The organism is Bartonella sp. bp_1 (assembly GCF_055808085.1).
In genome coordinates, this window is sequence record NZ_CM147851.1 from 324,102 (window position 1) to 340,461 (window position 16,360).

General features: G+C 45.8%; 14 protein-coding genes. 6 read left to right on the top strand and 8 right to left on the bottom strand.

The features are described 5' to 3' along the window. Positions 1-56: 56 nt before the first annotated feature. On the top strand, positions 57-803 hold the full coding sequence (locus tag ACYZ97_RS01685) for a hypothetical protein (protein ID WP_473299766.1): 747 nt from the start codon (positions 57-59) through the stop codon (positions 801-803). A 12-nt stretch (positions 804-815) separates the two neighbouring features. On the opposite strand, the gene ACYZ97_RS01690 is transcribed toward ACYZ97_RS01685, so the two are convergent. From ACYZ97_RS01690 to omp10, 4 genes are all read right to left on the bottom strand, one after another. Next, positions 816-1,271: an NfeD family protein gene (locus ACYZ97_RS01690; protein WP_473299767.1), complete on the bottom strand. Its 456-nt coding sequence runs from the start codon at positions 1,269-1,271 to the stop codon at positions 816-818. Positions 1,272-1,288: 17 nt separating this feature from the next. Further along, positions 1,289-2,227 carry an SPFH domain-containing protein gene (locus ACYZ97_RS01695; RefSeq protein WP_473300603.1) on the bottom strand — a complete coding sequence of 313 codons (939 nt, stop codon included), beginning with the start codon at positions 2,225-2,227 and terminating at the stop codon, positions 1,289-1,291. Between the two features lie 125 nt (positions 2,228-2,352). After that, a complete protein-coding gene (hemH, locus tag ACYZ97_RS01700; protein WP_473299768.1) occupies positions 2,353-3,357 on the bottom strand; it encodes a ferrochelatase in 1,005 nt (334 codons plus the stop codon). Between the two features lie 55 nt (positions 3,358-3,412). Next, positions 3,413-3,787 carry an outer membrane lipoprotein Omp10 gene (gene omp10, locus ACYZ97_RS01705; RefSeq protein ID WP_473299770.1) on the bottom strand — a complete coding sequence of 125 codons (375 nt, stop codon included), beginning with the start codon at positions 3,785-3,787 and terminating at the stop codon, positions 3,413-3,415. A 246-nt stretch (positions 3,788-4,033) separates the two neighbouring features. On the opposite strand from omp10, the gene ACYZ97_RS01710 reads away from it, so the two are divergent. From ACYZ97_RS01710 to ACYZ97_RS01720, 3 genes are all read left to right on the top strand, one after another. Continuing rightward, positions 4,034-5,398, top strand: coding sequence for a sigma-54-dependent transcriptional regulator (locus tag ACYZ97_RS01710; protein WP_473299772.1), 1,365 nt, complete (start codon positions 4,034-4,036; stop codon positions 5,396-5,398). Between the two features lie 390 nt (positions 5,399-5,788). After that, a complete protein-coding gene (locus ACYZ97_RS01715; RefSeq protein ID WP_473299774.1) occupies positions 5,789-7,369 on the top strand; it encodes a peptidoglycan L,D-endopeptidase MepK in 1,581 nt (526 codons plus the stop codon). Positions 7,370-7,633: 264 nt separating this feature from the next. Next, entirely contained in the window at positions 7,634-10,069 is a 2,436-nt protein-coding gene (locus tag ACYZ97_RS01720) for a heavy metal translocating P-type ATPase (RefSeq protein WP_473299776.1), read from the top strand. Positions 10,070-10,307: 238 nt separating this feature from the next. Here ACYZ97_RS01720 and ACYZ97_RS01725 read toward each other — a convergent pair whose 3' ends face one another. The 4 genes from ACYZ97_RS01725 to ACYZ97_RS01740 all read right to left on the bottom strand — a co-directional run bounded on the left by ACYZ97_RS01725 (position 10,308) and on the right by ACYZ97_RS01740 (position 13,824). Further along, positions 10,308-11,879 carry an ABC-F family ATP-binding cassette domain-containing protein gene (locus tag ACYZ97_RS01725; protein ID WP_473299778.1) on the bottom strand — a complete coding sequence of 524 codons (1,572 nt, stop codon included), beginning with the start codon at positions 11,877-11,879 and terminating at the stop codon, positions 10,308-10,310. Between the two features lie 152 nt (positions 11,880-12,031). Further along, positions 12,032-12,805 (bottom strand): polyprenyl diphosphate synthase, encoded by a 774-nt coding sequence (uppS, locus tag ACYZ97_RS01730; RefSeq protein ID WP_473299780.1) that lies wholly within the window; start codon positions 12,803-12,805, stop codon positions 12,032-12,034. Positions 12,806-12,845: 40 nt separating this feature from the next. After that, the gene (locus ACYZ97_RS01735; RefSeq protein WP_473299782.1) at positions 12,846-13,223 is read right to left on the bottom strand and encodes a winged helix-turn-helix domain-containing protein; all 378 of its coding nucleotides are present in this window, start codon (positions 13,221-13,223) and stop codon (positions 12,846-12,848) included. After that, a complete protein-coding gene (locus ACYZ97_RS01740; protein WP_473299784.1) occupies positions 13,210-13,824 on the bottom strand; it encodes a hypothetical protein in 615 nt (204 codons plus the stop codon). The genes ACYZ97_RS01735 and ACYZ97_RS01740 overlap by 14 nt, the downstream gene beginning before the upstream one ends. 493 nt (positions 13,825-14,317) lie before the next feature. On the opposite strand from ACYZ97_RS01740, the gene ACYZ97_RS01745 reads away from it, so the two are divergent. Both ACYZ97_RS01745 and ACYZ97_RS01750 read left to right on the top strand, forming a co-directional pair. Then, the gene (locus ACYZ97_RS01745; RefSeq protein ID WP_473299785.1) at positions 14,318-14,626 is read left to right on the top strand and encodes a DUF485 domain-containing protein; all 309 of its coding nucleotides are present in this window, start codon (positions 14,318-14,320) and stop codon (positions 14,624-14,626) included. Between the two features lie 44 nt (positions 14,627-14,670). Further along, on the top strand, positions 14,671-16,353 hold the full coding sequence (locus ACYZ97_RS01750; protein WP_473300604.1) for a cation acetate symporter: 1,683 nt from the start codon (positions 14,671-14,673) through the stop codon (positions 16,351-16,353). The last annotated feature ends 7 nt before the right edge of the window (positions 16,354-16,360 follow it).

Here is a 16,360-nt window from a genome sequence, read left to right on the forward strand (position 1 = left end):
AGAAATATTCAGCTTTGATAGTTTTATGGCAATGGAGCCTATTGAGAATATTTGAGATGAAGAATGTATTGTTGCATAAAATTACGATTATATTCGTAACGCTTCTGACATTGTTTTTTTTAAATTCGTCCTATGCCAAAATGCCGTCTGACGCTGTTAAAATCGCAAAACAAAGGGTTGAAGAATTTAAGAGTGTCCGAAAGGAACTCGGCGGTGCTTTGCCGAAGTTCGGCACAAGGTTGGGTGATCCCGTGTTGCAACGCTTATACGATAAAAGCGCAATCTTGGGTGAGGAGCCTTATACGGCTGATGATATTGAAAAAATTCGTGGTGTTAGAAATGCGATGGCTGATGTCCTCGACGTTTACATGCAATTGACATTGAATAATTCATATGAAGAAAGCAATCTGAAACAACTTGAATATCAGCGTGAACTGGCCGTAAGTATGAGCTTTGTGATGCAAATGAGTAAAGTCTTTACTCTGAGTACTGCAGATGATCAATTTAAAACAGAATCACGAATAAGAACACGTAAAGTTTTATCGACTTTTCTTCCTCTTGTCGTATTTTATGCATTAAATCCGAAGTTATCAAAGGAGTCACAAGCGATTTATTGGCAATCCATTCGTGACAATTTGCCAATATTGGCAGCATCACTGTCGAAGCCTCAGCGTGTAGAGTTTGTGTCCGTTATGAAGAAGATATCGATTTTGGATGAAGAACACCGAAAAGTAGTATCCGATATTATATTGAGCCTTCCGACTATGCCGTGCGAAGGCCTTTGTGCCTTAAAGGAAGATTGATCTATAAGCGACTTACGCTTCCTCAACATTGAAGGCGCCATCGTGAAACGCAATAAGACGAATACGCTTGCCGATTGCTAGATCCGGCCCTTTGATGCGCCAGATCGTATCATTAATACGCACGCGCCCATGCCCGTCCTTGATCGGTTCTTCCAATGTGGCAATTTCGCCAATCAACTGCTCGGTACGCTGGTTTAAAAGTGGTTCATCACTGGCGGGCTCGCGACGAAAATAACGCCGGCCTGAAAGCACAAAAATGACGGATAGGGCAAGGAACAGGATGATTTGACCTTGCCAGTCGCCCAAGCCGATATGGTCTCCTATCAGACCGGCAATGGCGGCCGTTACTAAAGCGGCAAAACCGAACCAGACAATAAATACGCCGGGAATCATCAATTCGGCGAAGAGAAGGATAAGGCCGATAATAACCCACGTCCATAATCCGAGAATTGAGATGATTTCCTGCATATTTTATCCGTTCACAATCAAGATTTGCGTTTATTGCCGCTATCGTCCGAGAATAATTCCTTGGCAATCGCCCCAATGCCCCCCAAAGAACCGATGAGTGAAGAAGCTTCCATAGGCATCATCACAATTTTTTGGTTGGGAGCTGTACCGATAGCAGCCAGTGCTTCGGTATATTTCTGGGCAACAAAATAGTTGATCGCCTGTACATCGCCTTTTGCAATGGCTTCAGAAACGGCAAGTGTTGCTTTAGCTTCGGCTTCGGCCAAACGTTCACGCGCTTCAGCTTCACGGTAGGCTGCTTCACGCTTGCCTTCTGCTTCCAAAATCTGAGCCTGCTTAAAGCCCTCGGCGCGCAGAATGTTGGCATTACGATCACCTTCTGCTTCCAGTACCTGCGCACGCTTGACACGTTCGGCTTTCATCTGGCGCCCCATGGCATCGACCAGATCACGCGGCGGTTGAATATCTTTGATTTCGATACGTGTCATCTTCAAGCCCCACGGGTGGGCGGCTTCATCAACAACGTGCAGCAGTTTTTCATTGATTGTATTGCGGTTGGATAAAAGCTCATCCAGATCCATTGAACCAACAACTGTACGAATATTGGTCATGGTTAAATTCATCACCGCATATTCCAGATCAGCGACCTGATAGGCAGCTTGTGCGGCATTGAGAACCTGATAGAAGGCAACCGCATCAACTGAAACAGTTGCATTGTCACGGGTGATTACTTCCTGTGTCGGTACATCGAGAACCTGCTCCATGACATTGATACGTGCGCCGATCTTGTCGAAGAAGGGCACAATGAGGTTAAGGCCGGGAGACAGTGTTTTTGTGTAACGGCCAAACCGCTCTACTGTATACATATGGCCTTGCGGTACAGTTTTTATACCTGCAAATAATGTAGCGATGACCAGAATGGCCAAGACAATCAAAGCAATACCGAAACCGGTCATGGGAATTCCTTCAGTAAATCCAAGTTCAAACATTATATATTCTGTTTTTACACAAAAATGTGAAATGACAAAGGGGAAACCAACTTTTTATCAAGCTTATCAAAGGGATTTGCTTGCTTTCAGGATCAAATCCAGCCTGAAAGCTCTTTTTTTACGAGACTGGCAATAACATTCATACCGTCTTCGCTGTCATTCAGGCACGGAATGTGGCTGAAATTGATGCCACCATTTTCTTTAAATAACAAAGCGGCTTCATGGCCGATTTCATCGACCGTTTCAAGGCAATCGGCAACAAAACCCGGATTGAAAACAGCAAGTGATTGAACGCCGCTGCGAGCGAGTTCCTCGACCGTTTTGTCCGTATAGGGCTGCAACCATTCTTCCGGTCCAAAACGTGATTGATAGGTCATCAGCAGAGTATTCTCGTCCATTTTGAGGCGCTGGCGCAATGCCTGTGTTGTGCGCTCACATTCTTGCGGGTAGGGATCGCCGCGTCGTGCATAACTTTGAGGAATACCATGATAAGAGGCAATAATTTTTTCCGGTTTGAATGGAAGTGTTTTGAGATGTGTTTCAATCGAACGGGCAAGCGCTTCAATATAGACGGGTTCATCAGGATAGGATGGTACCGTGCGTATGGCCGGTATAAAACGACGCTTCATCATGGCGTCAAATAACGCATCACATACAGTCGCTGTAGTTGTTGCCGAATATTGCGGATAAAGAGGCACGGCCAGTAGCTTTGTGCAGCCGGCATCAATCATGCGGTTGGCAACCGTTTCAATTGAAGGCTGTCCGTAGCGCATAGCCCAGTCCACATGGATATTGGCGCCTTTGAAATCATGATTCATGAGGGTTTGTAGTTTTTCACCTTGAGAACGCGTATAGGTACGCAAGGGTGATTCATTGCGCTCGCGGTTCCAGATACGGTCATAGAGCGCGCCGGATTTCTTTGGGCGTGTATTTAAAACAATGCCATACAGAATGGGTAGCCATAAGAGACGTGGCCATTCGATGACGCGCCGATCGGATAAAAATTGCCCGAGATAACGGCGCATGGAACGTTTGTCGGTTGCATCTGGTGTCCCGAGATTGATGAGTAAAACACCGATGTGTTGATTGTCGTTCATAAATATTTTGCTTTCACAAGGCAGACAAACCGTACTGCCTTGATGATAGAGTTAACTAGACTCTGCGGTTGAGTGCAAATTGCGAGCCGTTCTGGGAGGTGCACAGAAGCTGCATATTGTTGTTAGAGATGGCACAATTTACACGAGATACAGTGCCTCGCACAATTGAGCGCATTTCAATGCTGACATTCTGCGTACCATGATAAACGTAATTGCCTTCAGACAATTTTTCATTTGTATCAGGGGCGCGTGTTTCAAAAATCCCGTTTTTGAATGATGACACAATATTGTTTGAATCGGCCCATTGCCCTTCAATGCCATTCGGTACATTCTGGATAGCGGGCCTTTGTCCGTAATTTTGTGACAAATTACAGGCCGAAAGCGCGATGGCTGCAATCCCTAATGTCATAACATTCAAAATTGATCTCATTTTCGATCCTTCTCGCTTTTATGCGTTATTATTAGCCTGTCTTGTTGCTATCATCAATATGGCGCTTTTTTTGTAAATCAATGGAAAACCTTTTTTTAAGTTAAAATATCGGTTTGCTGTTGCAACTAATCATCATTTTTCATGCGTGGCAGTGGCGGGAAGACCGGAAACGGAATTTTTTATTCTATTTCGCAACTAAGGCGCTATTGGCGCGTTTTAGTTTCCGATAAAGGAGATTTTTTACATATGATGGGTGCAATTTTGGTCGTGGGTGAAAATAGCACTCTTCGATCCCGGACAGCTTCGATTCTAATTGCTTTGGGATATCGCGTGATTGAGGCTGAAAGCGGTTTAAGGGCGATTGATCTGTTACGTAGGCGCCGTAACATTTCTATGGTTATTATGGACCTGTTGATGAGTGATATTTCAGCCGTCGAGCTGATAGGGTCTATTCGCATCGTGGGTGTTTTTCTGCCGGTTGTCGTCGTTGCCCATTGCGATAATGATCCCGGGCTTGAAAAAGCGATAGAATCAGGAGCGCGCGAATATTTGACCTATCCTGTGTCGTCGCTAAGATTGAAAGTGATGTTGGGCAATGTGGTGTTGATGAATACCTATGAGCGCGAGATCCACTATATGCGCCGTGCATCCGAGGACCATCTGACATTTGATGATCTGTCGGCAAGCAGTATAGCCATGCGTCATGTTCTGGCTATTGCCAAGCCGCTTAAAAGGTCTGATAAAAATATGTTGATAGAAGGGGAAAAAGGAACAGGGCGTGAAACGTTTGCCCGAATTATGCATCGAGAGAACGGCTGTGGCGGCCATTTTACCCGTGTGCAATGCGTATCCTTTGCCGATGAAAAGATTGGACATCGGATATGGACGGGGGACATGGCTGAAATAGCCTTTTCAGCCAAGGGCGGCACACTTTGTCTTTGTGACGTAGATGTGCTGGATCCGATCCAGCAACGTCGATTGTGCAATTATCTGAAAGAACGTGACGTAAAGGGACATCCCCATGAATATCGGCTGGTTGCTTTATCGGCTTCCAGACTTTCCGACCTTGTTCAGGATCATGCCTTTGATGCAGAGCTTTTTGCATTGCTGTCACAGTCATATATCCGTATTCCACCCTTACGTGAAAGACGGGAAGATGTGCCCGATATTGCCCAACGGATTTTGAACCATCTTATTGTAGAAAGTGGGCATTCGTATGTGCATGGTATTCAAGGTTCGGCCATGGCTTTGTTCATGCAATATGATTGGCCCGGTAATATTACGGAACTCGAGAATATGCTTTTCAGGTCAATGTTGACGAGCAAGGGGCCGCTTTTAACAATTGCTGATTTTCCCCATCTTGTATGTAGCCAGTCGGTTGATGCTATGATCAATGGTAGTGGGGATAGAAATTTATGCAATTCTTTTTATAGAGAAAACGGTCATATCAAATCATTGCCGCAAGTGGAGACAGAACTTATTGAAGAGGCGCTCAAGCGTTATCAGGGGCATATGAGTGAAGTCGCAAGACGTTTGAAAATCGGACGCTCGACACTTTACCGCAAACTTGAGGTCGAGGACATCAACCTATTGGAGGGCAGGGATGCGTAAAGGGCCCATATTCGCTAACTGATAAGAGATCGCCTGTCAGATAAACGTTTGAATCGATTTTAAACGCTATTTCTGCAATGGAATGCGGCATGTAAAATCATAAAAAAGTCTGCTTTTCGCGGTTTTATGTGCCAGCGTAATATTTTTTGACTGTTGTGGGCCAATTGCCATGTTATGATCGTATTCATAAAAGATAAGCCGTTATTAACCATTTTTGTGTTATATTGGTTAAGCTTTTCTTGATTGTGCGTTGTTTTGTCATGAGACAATGCACATATGAATGGTGTGTAAAAGCGTATTTGAAGAGGGATGACATGGTCATTGATATGTTATCCAGATTTACCGATCCGGCTGTCTATAAAAAGGGAAACAGCCAGCAGGCAGGGTTATATGATCTTTTCTAAATTCGCAGATATTATGTATAAGGCAAAACGGTCGGTTATCATTGCATTGGCGCTGGTAACAGCAGGGGCTGTTTTTCTTCCCTATATAGGGGCCGCCCAGAACGAGACACGTTCTCTCAAGCTTTATTATATTCATACCAAGGAAAAGGCAGAGATTGTTTTTAAACGTAATGGCAAATATGATCAGGCCGGTCTGAAAAAGCTCAATGTATTTTTGCGTGATTGGCGCCGTAATGAGCCGACCAATATGGATCCGCGTTTGTTTGATCTGATATGGACTGTTTACCGCAATAGTGGATCACATGAATATATCAATGTTGTTTCGGCTTATCGTTCGCCTGCAACTAATAATATGTTGCGTTCGCGTTCTGCCAATAGTGGTGTTGCCAAAAACAGCCAGCATACGCTTGGCCATGCGATGGATTTTTTCCTTCCTGATATCAAGCTAGCAAAATTACGTGCAATCGGACTTAAACAACAGGTTGGCGGTGTTGGCTATTATCCAAAATCGGGTTCGCCTTTTGTGCATATGGATATCGGTAATGTACGCCATTGGCCACGCATGAGCCGCAAGGAGCTTCTGGCGCTTTTTCCGGATGGTAAAACCATGCATATTCCAACTGATGGGAAGCCTTTGGCAGGATATGCGCAGGCCAAGGCTGAATGGTTGGCACGTCGTGGCGCTCCTGTGCTAGTCGCTTCGGCAGCTCCAAGCAGTGCCTCTCATGAGAAAAAATCATTATTCGGCTCGATTTTTGGCAAGGGTGATAAAACAGAACGTGCACCTGGGCCACAGCGTGATTTGACACCAGCGCCGACTGTTCGTGAAGAATTGCCGGGTGTCGAAGTTGCCTCTTTGCCAACGGATGACATACCTGTACCTGAACCGTCACCATTGCGTGCTGCCCCTCAGGGTGAAGAAGATGATGGGGGTGATGATTCGGCTTTGATGGCTTATGCTGATGTGCCGATTCCTGTTGCTCGTCCCAACGATCTGGTTTTTTCGGATGATGCACCGGCTGCTGATAGCGAGCAGAGTGTGGCTGCCGCTGTTGTTCCTTTACCAAGTGATAGTCCGGCTGTGCAGGCAGCACAGGATCAGATTGCTATGGCTATTGCCGGTTATGATGACGATGCAGCTGCTGGTAAGCAGGGCTCGGATGATCTGGCTTCACTTATTGATGATAATAACGATCTTGCTGTTATCCCTGTTCCTGACGATGATTGGGAAGATGAAGATGATTATATCGACTTGCCGGATGATAATGGTAATGGTGTTGCATCGGCTGACAATGGTGATGTTGCAGATAATCAGCAGGTTGCCTCCATTGCTCCGGTCAAGGTTGCACCGAAGGCTGATAAACCGACACAGGATGATGTATCAACCATTATTCATGAAAAGACCTCACCGGTTAAGGAACTTTCTGTTGATGAAGAATTGAAGAGGGTTCCTAATATGGTTTTCGTTTTGGGCTTGAATAAAGAAAATAACGGGCCTAAATTGGCGGTGTTGCGTGGTAAGGCAATTGATTTTCGTACTGTTGCCAAAATAAATGCCACTTATTGATTTTTTTTCAATTGAAAATGATAGACGCCGGATTTTCCGGCGTTTTATTTTTACGATATATGTCTTGACCTTCCCATAGGGGGAAGCTCTATTTATATGCTGCGCCATGCAAAGAGAGAATTATATTTGCGAGGTAAATACTTTGTCGGATTGCTTATATTTTCTCTTTTCCGGATGAAGGCGTTTTATAAAACACAGGCTTAATGCATTTTGCATGAATTTGAAAAAACGCAATGTGCATTAATGTCATGAAAGGGATTTATCATGGCAAGGCAGACGCAGCATTTACAATTGAATATTGAAGGGATGACCTGCGCGTCATGTGTTCGTCACGTTGAAAAAGCGCTGCAAAGTGTTGAGGGTGTGCAGTCGGCAACCGTCAATCTGGCCATGCATCGTGCCAATATTGAAGCTGCGTCTTCTGTGCCCGTTGATGCGGTGGTCAAAGCCGTTGAAAAAGCCGGTTATGAAGTTCCTGCAACACGGGTTGATTTTGATATTGAAGGTATGACGTGCGCCTCTTGTGTGCGGCATGTCGAAAAAGCTTTAAATAGTGTTTCTGGTGTTATTTCGGCCAGTGTTAATCTGGCTACCAATCGTGCTCATGCCGAGATGGTCGGAGCGACTATTGACGAGTTGAAAGATGCTGTTGCCAAGGCAGGCTATGGAGCAACAGTGGTCGTGAAAGGTGAACAGCGCGACCGTCAGGCGGAAGAGGCTGTTAAATTACGCCATTCTCTGATGGTTGCTCTTATTCTGACGCTTCCTGTTTTCATCATTGAAATGGGGGGGCATCTATATACGCCCTTCCACCATTGGGTGATGATGGCAATTGGTCCATTGCCAAGCCGTATTTTCCAATTTGTATTGACAACTTTTGTGTTGTTCATTCCGGGATGGCGTTTTTTTAAGGCGGGTATTCCCAACCTGTTCCGTTTGACGCCGGATATGAATTCGCTTGTCGCTGTCGGTTCCTTTGCCGCATGGGCCTATTCCGCCGTAGCAACCTTTGGTGGCTCTTTTTTGCCGCAAGGGACAGATCATGTCTATTTTGAAGCTGCTTCTGTTATTATCACGCTCATTCTGTTGGGACGTTATTTAGAGGCAGGTGCACGTGGGCGCACGGGTGAAGCCATTAAAGCTTTGGCAGGCTTGAAGCCGAAGACGGCACGTATTTTAAAGGACGGGGCCGAACAGGAAGTTGCGCTTGAAAAGATTGTTGTCGGAGATCTTATTATTGTCCGTCCGGGTGAAAAGTTCGCTGTTGACGGTGTTGTCACTCATGGTTCTTCCCATGTTGATGAATCGATGATGACCGGTGAATCTGTTCCTGTGATCAAGGCTGAAGGTGACAATGTGTTTGGCGGTACTGTCAATGGCAATGGTACTTTGACCTTCAAAGCCGAAAAGGTGGGCAACGATACTTTGATTGCGCAAATCCAGAAGATGGTGGAAGATGCACAAAGTACCAAACTGCCGATTCAGGCGATGGTGGACAAGGTAACCGCTTGGTTTGTACCCGCTGTGTTTGCGGTTGCTTTTATTACTTTTATTGTCTGGATGATTTTAGGGCCTGATTTGCCACATGCTCTGGTGGCAGCCGTTGCCGTTCTTATCATCGCTTGTCCTTGTGCCATGGGTTTGGCTACGCCAACCTCGATCATGGTCGCTACAGGTAGGGCTGCGCGTATGGGAGTGCTTTTCCGTCGCGGTGATGCTTTGCAGACTTTGCGTGATGCTCAAATGATTGCCTTTGATAAAACCGGCACTTTGACTTTGGGCAAACCTGTTCTGAATGACATGGTCTTGGCGGATGGTTTTGATCGCACAACCGTTCTTGGTGCAGTTGCTGCAGTTGAAATGCGTTCCGAACATCCCATTGGCGAGGCGTTGGCCGAAGCTGCACATAATGAAAAAATGGAACTGAAGCCGGTTGAAGGTTTTGTTGCCAGAGCGGGCTTTGGTATTTCCGGCAATGTGGATGGGCATCAAATCATTATTGGGGCTGATCGTTATATGAAAGAGATTAGCGCTGATATTGCGAATTTTGCCGATAGTGCAGAAGATTTTGGCAAGCAAGGTATGACACCGTTTTATGCGGCAATTGACGGCAAGGCAGCTGCAATTTTTGCTGTGGCCGATCCTGTCAAACCACGTGCGCAGGAAACCATTGAGGCGCTTAAATCACTGGATGTGCAATCGGCTATGATTACCGGTGACAATAAACGTACAGCCGAAGCCATTGCCGCAAAGCTGGGGCTTACAAAGGTCGAGGCCGAGGTTTTACCTGCGGGTAAGGTCGATGCGGTCAGGCATTTGCAAGCAGATAGTAAGCGTGTGGCTTTTGTCGGTGACGGCATCAATGATGCACCCGCCTTGGCGGCAGCGGATACCGGTATTGCTATTGGTACGGGTACGGATGTGGCAATTGAAAGCGCCGATGTGGTGCTGATGTCGGGTGATCCTGCTGGTGTGGTCAATGCCATTGCCATATCCAAGGCCACCATTCGCAATATCAAGCAAAATCTGTTTTGGGCTTTCGGTTATAATGCTGCCTTAATTCCTGTGGCCGCCGGTGTGTTTTATCCGTGGTGGGGCGTGCAATTGTCACCGATGCTGTCGGCGGGTGCCATGGCGCTCTCCAGTGTCTTTGTACTGTCCAATGCGCTGCGGTTGAAAGCCTTCAAGCCGATTTTATGATATTTTGTTCCGCCTATAAAAAAATATAGGCGGGATAATTTTCCCATCATTTCATAAAGATCGCTGATATCGTCATTGTTGCTTTTGGAAAATACATCTGTCTCAATCTTTACATAATCCTCATGGCCAATGATTAAGGCTGCTGGCTATATGCCATCTGTGATGGGGAAAGACAGTATTGAAATTGAAGATCATGAAAGCCGGAAATGTCTGCGTTTCATTATAATTTACTCAACTTTTAAAGTTCAATCATTCTATCGATATTGATGGCTTCAAGAAAAGCTTCATCATGGCTGACTATAATCAATGCGCCATCATAGGCATTAAGACCAGCTTCTAAAGCGGCAATAGCATCAAGGTCGAGATGATTGGTCGGCTCATCCAATATCAGCAATTGTGGAGGGCTTGCACGACCAATAGTGCAGGCAAGAGCGGCGCGAAGTTTTTCGCCGCCGCTTAAGGCACTCACACGTTTATGCGCGGCTTCATTACGAAAACCTAGACGTGCCAAAGCTGCATGGCAGTCATTGTTGTTGGCTTTGGGATTGATGAGATTGAAATTTTCTAAAACTGTTTTTTCGTGGTCAAGTAAGCTGACGTGCTGGTCTAGCATAGCGCTGGAGACATAAATTTCAGCATTTCCCTTTGTTGCTTTTAGTCGCCCGGTCAACAGATTAAGCAATGTTGTTTTGCCGCTGCCGTTTTTCCCTGAAATAGCAATGCGTTCTGGTCCGTATAGAGATAAATTGAAGGCTTTGATAATTTCATTGGCACCGCCGCTTAAATGACGCGCCTCCATAACATGTTTGCTTTTAGGTAAATTGGTAGAGAGCAATTGAACACTGAGTGGTGTTTTTATGGCTAGTCTTTGTCTGGCTGTTTGGAGTACGCCATCTGCTTTAATGCTGGCAGCATCCAATTTTTCATTCAAGCGGCCGGTTGATTTTTCCGCATTGTTTTTGGCGCGGTCTAGCGCAATCTTGGGCGCCCCCCCTTTTTTGCGCGCTGCCTTTCCTTGTCGGTTCCGTTTGTCCTGCCGCTCTTTTGTTTTTTGATTTTCAAGTGCGATATGACGGTAGTGTTTTTCCGCTTGGTTTACGGCTTGTTCATCCAGCTCCAGACGCTGTTGCTTTTCACGGGCGTAGAGTGTGTAATTTCCGCCGGTATGGATGATGCCTTGCGATGTCAATTCACTGATCGTATCCATTTCCATCAACAGGGCGCGATCATGACTGGCGATTAACGCTATGCCTTGATAGGCTTTAAGCTGCTGTATCAACTTTTGGCGGGCACAGCTATCCAGATTATTGGTCGGTTCATCCAGTAATATCAAGTCGTTTTTGTTGCAAAGCAGAGCAGCAAGTGCCGCACGCATGGCCTGTCCACCGCTCAACTGTGTCAGTTTTGTATCGCCATCACAGAAGCTCAGCTCAGCAGAAGCTTTCATGGCGTCAAATCGTTGCAGTACCGACCAGTCAACATTTTCCAAATCCTGATCGGTTGCTGTGCCGATTTCGATACGTCGGATTCGTTCGAGGTCTTTTTCAAGTCCGAACAGTTCTGCCAGAGTCTGTTTTGTATCCGTAATGATGTTCTGTCGCAAATATCCGGTATTGGAAGGCTTACAGACCGTGCCAATATTTGGTGTTTCAATACCGGCTATAATCTTGAGTAAGGTCGATTTGCCACTGGCATTTTTGCCGACCAGTCCATGCAGTCCTGTAGGAAAAGTCGCATCGACTGCTTTGAAAAGTACGCTGCCGTCAGGTAGTTTGTAAGAAAGTGATTTTAGTTCGAGTATAGAAGCCATGTTTTAAGCCTTGTTCACGATAACATTGATACGTTGTCATGAATGTCTGGCGCATTGAGCTTCTCCTTAATTTTCATAAAAATATATAGGAACTTTTACATGCTTTCAATCAAAAAGTAATACAGGCCGGTTTTGTGATGTGGCTTGTCTTGCTATTTTGTGATGACAGGATGGCTGTTGTTATTAATGGCTTTTAACCGGTTTGCCTGCAAGATATCGGCGTCCCTCGTGCCGATTTTGCCGAAACGTCGCTCACGGCTATGAAAATAGCTGACGGCCTCGTTTAGATTTTCATATCCGAATTCTGGCCACATAATATCGGTAAACCATAATTCTGCATACGCACTTTCCCAGAGCAAAAAGTCCGAAAGACGTTTTTCACCACTGGTGCGGATGACAAGGTCGACATCGGGGAAATCACTCTCGCCAGTCAAGGCCTGCTTGAAGGTGTCTCGATTTGGCAAACCTGTATTTTGTAGTTTTTCGACAGCTTGCAAAATCTGGTCGCGAGATGAATAGTCGATAGCAATACGCATATGGACACCTGTATTATGAAGGGTTGCGGCTTCTGTTGATTGAATAGCATCAAGAAGTTTTTGCGGCAGTCGATTGCGTTTGCCTATCACGTTGAGCTTCACATTATGCGCAATCAGATTTGGTGTTTCATTGATCAGGAATGTCGTAAAAATATCCATCATTGTTTCGACCTCCTGCTGTGGGCGGGTAAAATTGTCGGATGACATGCCGAAGAGTGTCAATATGCCGATATTAAGCTTCTCAGCATGGATAAAACAATTGCGTACCGCTTCTGCACCTGCCCAATGGCCGACCGAGCGGGGGAGCCCCTGTCGCGAGGCCCATCGTCCATTTCCGTCCATAATGATGGCGACATGTATTTTATGTTTGCAGTTTAAAATACTTTGCATTGTAAAGTCCTTTTATAAATAGAAATATCAAATGGTCGCTTTAACCGGCGTGTGGAAGAGGTTTGTTCTTTTTTGTGTTGACGGGATGCGAGGCGCGTGACGCATCTTTGACTACCTGTTCAAGCACGTTGATATAGTCGAGAAAGCGCTGTCGTCCTTCATGGGTCAATGTGATAGTTGTCAGCGGACGTGTACCTTCAAACTGTTTATGTACATTAACAATGCCACTTTCCTGTAAGACCTGTAAGTGGCGGCTAAGATTGCCATCGGTCAGGCCACAGGCGCTTTTAAGATCATTAAAGGCAGTGGCACGGTCATGTGCGATCAGCGAAGATAGAATGGCAAGGCGTGCCCGTTCGTGAATTGTTCGGTCCAGTCCGTCATAAGCAAAAGGTGCGGTATCATCAGAATGTGTCATCGGTTTTCCTTGAAGCTGTATGAAGCAGAAAAGCCAGCAAAGCCTGCCCTAATGCAAAAGGTATGGCCATAGCCCATGGAGAAAGTGCGGTTGAGTGGGCATTGAGCAGTAGTGTGAAGAAACCAAGCAGGATATAGGCGCCACCGCTAATACTGACGCTTGATGGTAGAATACGCATGGAAGAGAGAACGCCCAGTCCGACAAGAATGAGCCAGAGGGGTGGTAGAAGCCAGAATAGTTGGCCGCCAATCGCGCCAAATGCCATAAGAAGTAGTGCGCCAACGACACCGGCCGGTAAAAAGTTTCCGGCGGCTGCCAATAACATTTCATCAGCCATACCTTGATGATGACGCTTGGTACGGGCTATCATTTCAGCACCAACCAGCAAAACAGCAATGATTGCCGTGATAATCCATGTACTGAAATAGGCAAAGGGCGAGGATGCTAAGGCAGGAAAGATAGATTGTAAAGCGCCTGTAATGACTGCCAGAACTGCTGTTAGTGCTATTGTCAACGGACCAAAGCCGCGAAACTCTGTTCCCGACACCAGTTGGTAGCGGATTGTTGCGAGGTCGCGCATGGCTTTGTGAAGGTCGTTCATAAATCAACTCTTTGTTATCAAATGCTTTGCATTATAAAGTAAATCAATATGGCCAATTTATGTCGTGTGGCTAAACTGTTTTGTGTTGGTGTATTGCTGATGCCTGCTTTGCCGCACATCCGCTCTATCGTTGTTCAATAATAAATAATGGTTGACGCTTTGATTTTTGCGTCTTCCTATAGGTTATACAGAGCACATTGATAATAACTGTTTTTTGTAAAGTGTTAAAGACGGGGATTGACATTATACAACTTCATCATAAAACTGTCGTTATGAATACTGCGTTGACAATAAGATGCATGTTCTTACCATAGTGGAGATATGGTTAGAGGGAGGAAATCAGACGCAATTGATGGATTGTCCATGACCTGTATTGATCTGGTTTATGGGTGGTCTTCTTTTTATCGATTGTATCTGAAATTTAGCGGGCGTCAGATCCGTTCTTTCTAATCGTCTTTCATTCAACATAATCCAAACGGAGGAGGAAGCCGTCATGGATGAAGAAACAGTTGCCAAGATTGAGGCAAACCCCAGCTATATTGCTTTGAGAAAGAAAAGAAATGCTCTTGGGGGCATTTTGACTGCTATTGTTCTGGTTGTTTATTACGGCTGGATATTACTTATGGCTTTTGACAAGCAATTTCTTGCCAAACGCATTGGTGAGGGTGTGACAACAATTGCTGTTCCGATCGGCGTGGGTGTCATTGTTATCATGATTATTCTAACCGCGATTTATGTTTTTGTTGCCAACAAAACCTATGACCAGCTGATTACCAATATAGAGAAGGAGATCAAGAAATGAGGCTTCTTCATAAAATACTGTTTGTCATCGCTACGTCAGTTTTCATGATCAACTCTGCCTTTGCCGATGCCATTGAAGGACAAATGGACAAGCAGCCGATTAATAAGCCGGCGATTATTATGTTCTTGATTTTTGTCGGTCTCTCATTGTGGATTACAAAATGGGCTGCATCACGCACCAAGTCGCGTGCAGATTTTTATACGGCCGGAGGTGGTATTACCGGTTTTCAGAATGGTCTGGCAATTGCCGGTGACTTTATGTCGGCTGCATCATTTCTTGGTATTTCAGCCATGGTTATGAATTTCGGCTATGATGGCCTGATCTATGCCGTCGGCTTTCTGGTCGGTTGGCCGATTGTGATGTTTCTGATTGCAGAACGTTTACGCAATCTGGGGCAGTTCAATTTTGCCGATGTGGCGGGATTTCGTTTTGCAACGACACCGGTGCGCATTCTTGCCGCCTGTGGCACATTGGTGGTTGTGTCTTTTTATCTGATTGCCCAGATGGTGGGGGCCGGTCAGCTGATCAAGCTGCTTTTCGGCCTTGATTATCTTTATGCGGTGGTTCTCGTCGGTGTATTGATGATGATCTATGTGCTGTTCGGTGGTATGACTGCAACAACATGGGTCCAGATCATCAAAGCCTGTATGTTGCTGTTTGGTGTTACCTTTATGGCGGTGATGGTTCTGGCGCATTTCGGTTTCAGTTTTGATGCCTTTTTTCAGGCTGCCGTTAATGTCAAGGCGCAGGTTTTTGCAACCGCTAACAATGTTGCAGCCGATTCGCCTGAGGCCATTCAAGCCGGTCAGGTCATTATGGGGCCGGGCGGCAATCCGTCAGCAGCTCACCCTATTTCGGTGATTTCCGCCGGTATGGCCTTGATGTTTGGTACCGCTGGTCTTCCGCATATTCTTATGCGCTTCTTTACTGTGCCCAATGCCGTTGAAGCCCGTAAATCTGTTATGTGGGCAACCGTATGGAATGGCTATTTCTATATTGTTATCTTCATTATCGGCTTTGGTGCGATTGCTCTTGTGCAATCAAGTGCCGAGCTTTATGCACCGTTGCAAAGTGGCGCGGGGGCTGCGAATATGGCGGCGGTGATGGTAGCGAAAGCGGTTGGCGGCAATATATTCTATGGCTTTATTTCAGCTGTCGCTTTTGCAACTATTCTGGCTGTTGTCGCGGGGCTTACGCTTTCCGGTGCGACAGCTATCAGCCATGATATTTATAATATGGTTATCCGTAAGGGAAAAGCTTCGGGCAATGAAGAGCTGCGTGTTTCTAAAATTGCGACGGCTGTGATCGGTCTCGTTGCCATTCTGCTCGGCATTGTTTTTGAACGTCAAAATGTCGCCTTCATGGTGGGCTTGGCCTTTGCGATTGCTGCCTCGGCTAATTTTCCTGTACTGCTGTTGTCGATGTTCTGGTCGAAATGTACAACACGCGGTGCGGTGATTGGCGGTTTTGTTGGTTTGATCTCATCTCTGGTCTTGACCATTTTATCACCAGCCGTATGGGTATCTACATTCGGTTTTCCTGCAGACTCGGCATTGTTTCCTTATGCATCGCCAGCGATCTTTTCGATCCCGTTGGCTTTTATCTGTATCTGGTTCTTTTCTATTACGGATAATAGTAGCCGTGCTGCTGTTGATCGTAAGGCTTTTCCGGCTCAACAGATCCGTTCGGAAACTGGTTTTGGGGCTTCCCAAGCCGCAGATCATTGAGTGCTAA

Bases quoted from the DNA above. Each gene is read 5' to 3' on its own strand.
- ACYZ97_RS01690 (WP_473299767.1), bottom strand. From the start codon at position 1,271: ATGCAGGAAATCATCTCAATTCTCGGATTATGGACGTGGGTTATTATC.
- ACYZ97_RS01740 (WP_473299784.1), bottom strand. From the start codon at position 13,824: ATGAACGACCTTCACAAAGCCATGCGCGACCTCGCAACAATCCGCTAC.
- hemH (WP_473299768.1), bottom strand. From the start codon at position 3,357: ATGAACGACAATCAACACATCGGTGTTTTACTCATCAATCTCGGGACA.
- omp10 (WP_473299770.1), bottom strand. From the start codon at position 3,787: ATGAGATCAATTTTGAATGTTATGACATTAGGGATTGCAGCCATCGCG.
- ACYZ97_RS01745 (WP_473299785.1), top strand. From the start codon at position 14,318: ATGGATGAAGAAACAGTTGCCAAGATTGAGGCAAACCCCAGCTATATT.
- ACYZ97_RS01710 (WP_473299772.1), top strand. From the start codon at position 4,034: ATGATGGGTGCAATTTTGGTCGTGGGTGAAAATAGCACTCTTCGATCC.
- ACYZ97_RS01695 (WP_473300603.1), bottom strand. From the start codon at position 2,227: ATGACCGGTTTCGGTATTGCTTTGATTGTCTTGGCCATTCTGGTCATC.
- ACYZ97_RS01735 (WP_473299782.1), bottom strand. From the start codon at position 13,223: ATGACACATTCTGATGATACCGCACCTTTTGCTTATGACGGACTGGAC.
- ACYZ97_RS01750 (WP_473300604.1), top strand. From the start codon at position 14,671: ATGATCAACTCTGCCTTTGCCGATGCCATTGAAGGACAAATGGACAAG.
- ACYZ97_RS01715 (WP_473299774.1), top strand. From the start codon at position 5,789: ATGATCTTTTCTAAATTCGCAGATATTATGTATAAGGCAAAACGGTCG.
- uppS (WP_473299780.1), bottom strand. From the start codon at position 12,805: ATGCAAAGTATTTTAAACTGCAAACATAAAATACATGTCGCCATCATT.
- ACYZ97_RS01725 (WP_473299778.1), bottom strand. From the start codon at position 11,879: ATGGCTTCTATACTCGAACTAAAATCACTTTCTTACAAACTACCTGAC.
- ACYZ97_RS01685 (WP_473299766.1), top strand. From the start codon at position 57: ATGAAGAATGTATTGTTGCATAAAATTACGATTATATTCGTAACGCTT.
- ACYZ97_RS01720 (WP_473299776.1), top strand. From the start codon at position 7,634: ATGGCAAGGCAGACGCAGCATTTACAATTGAATATTGAAGGGATGACC.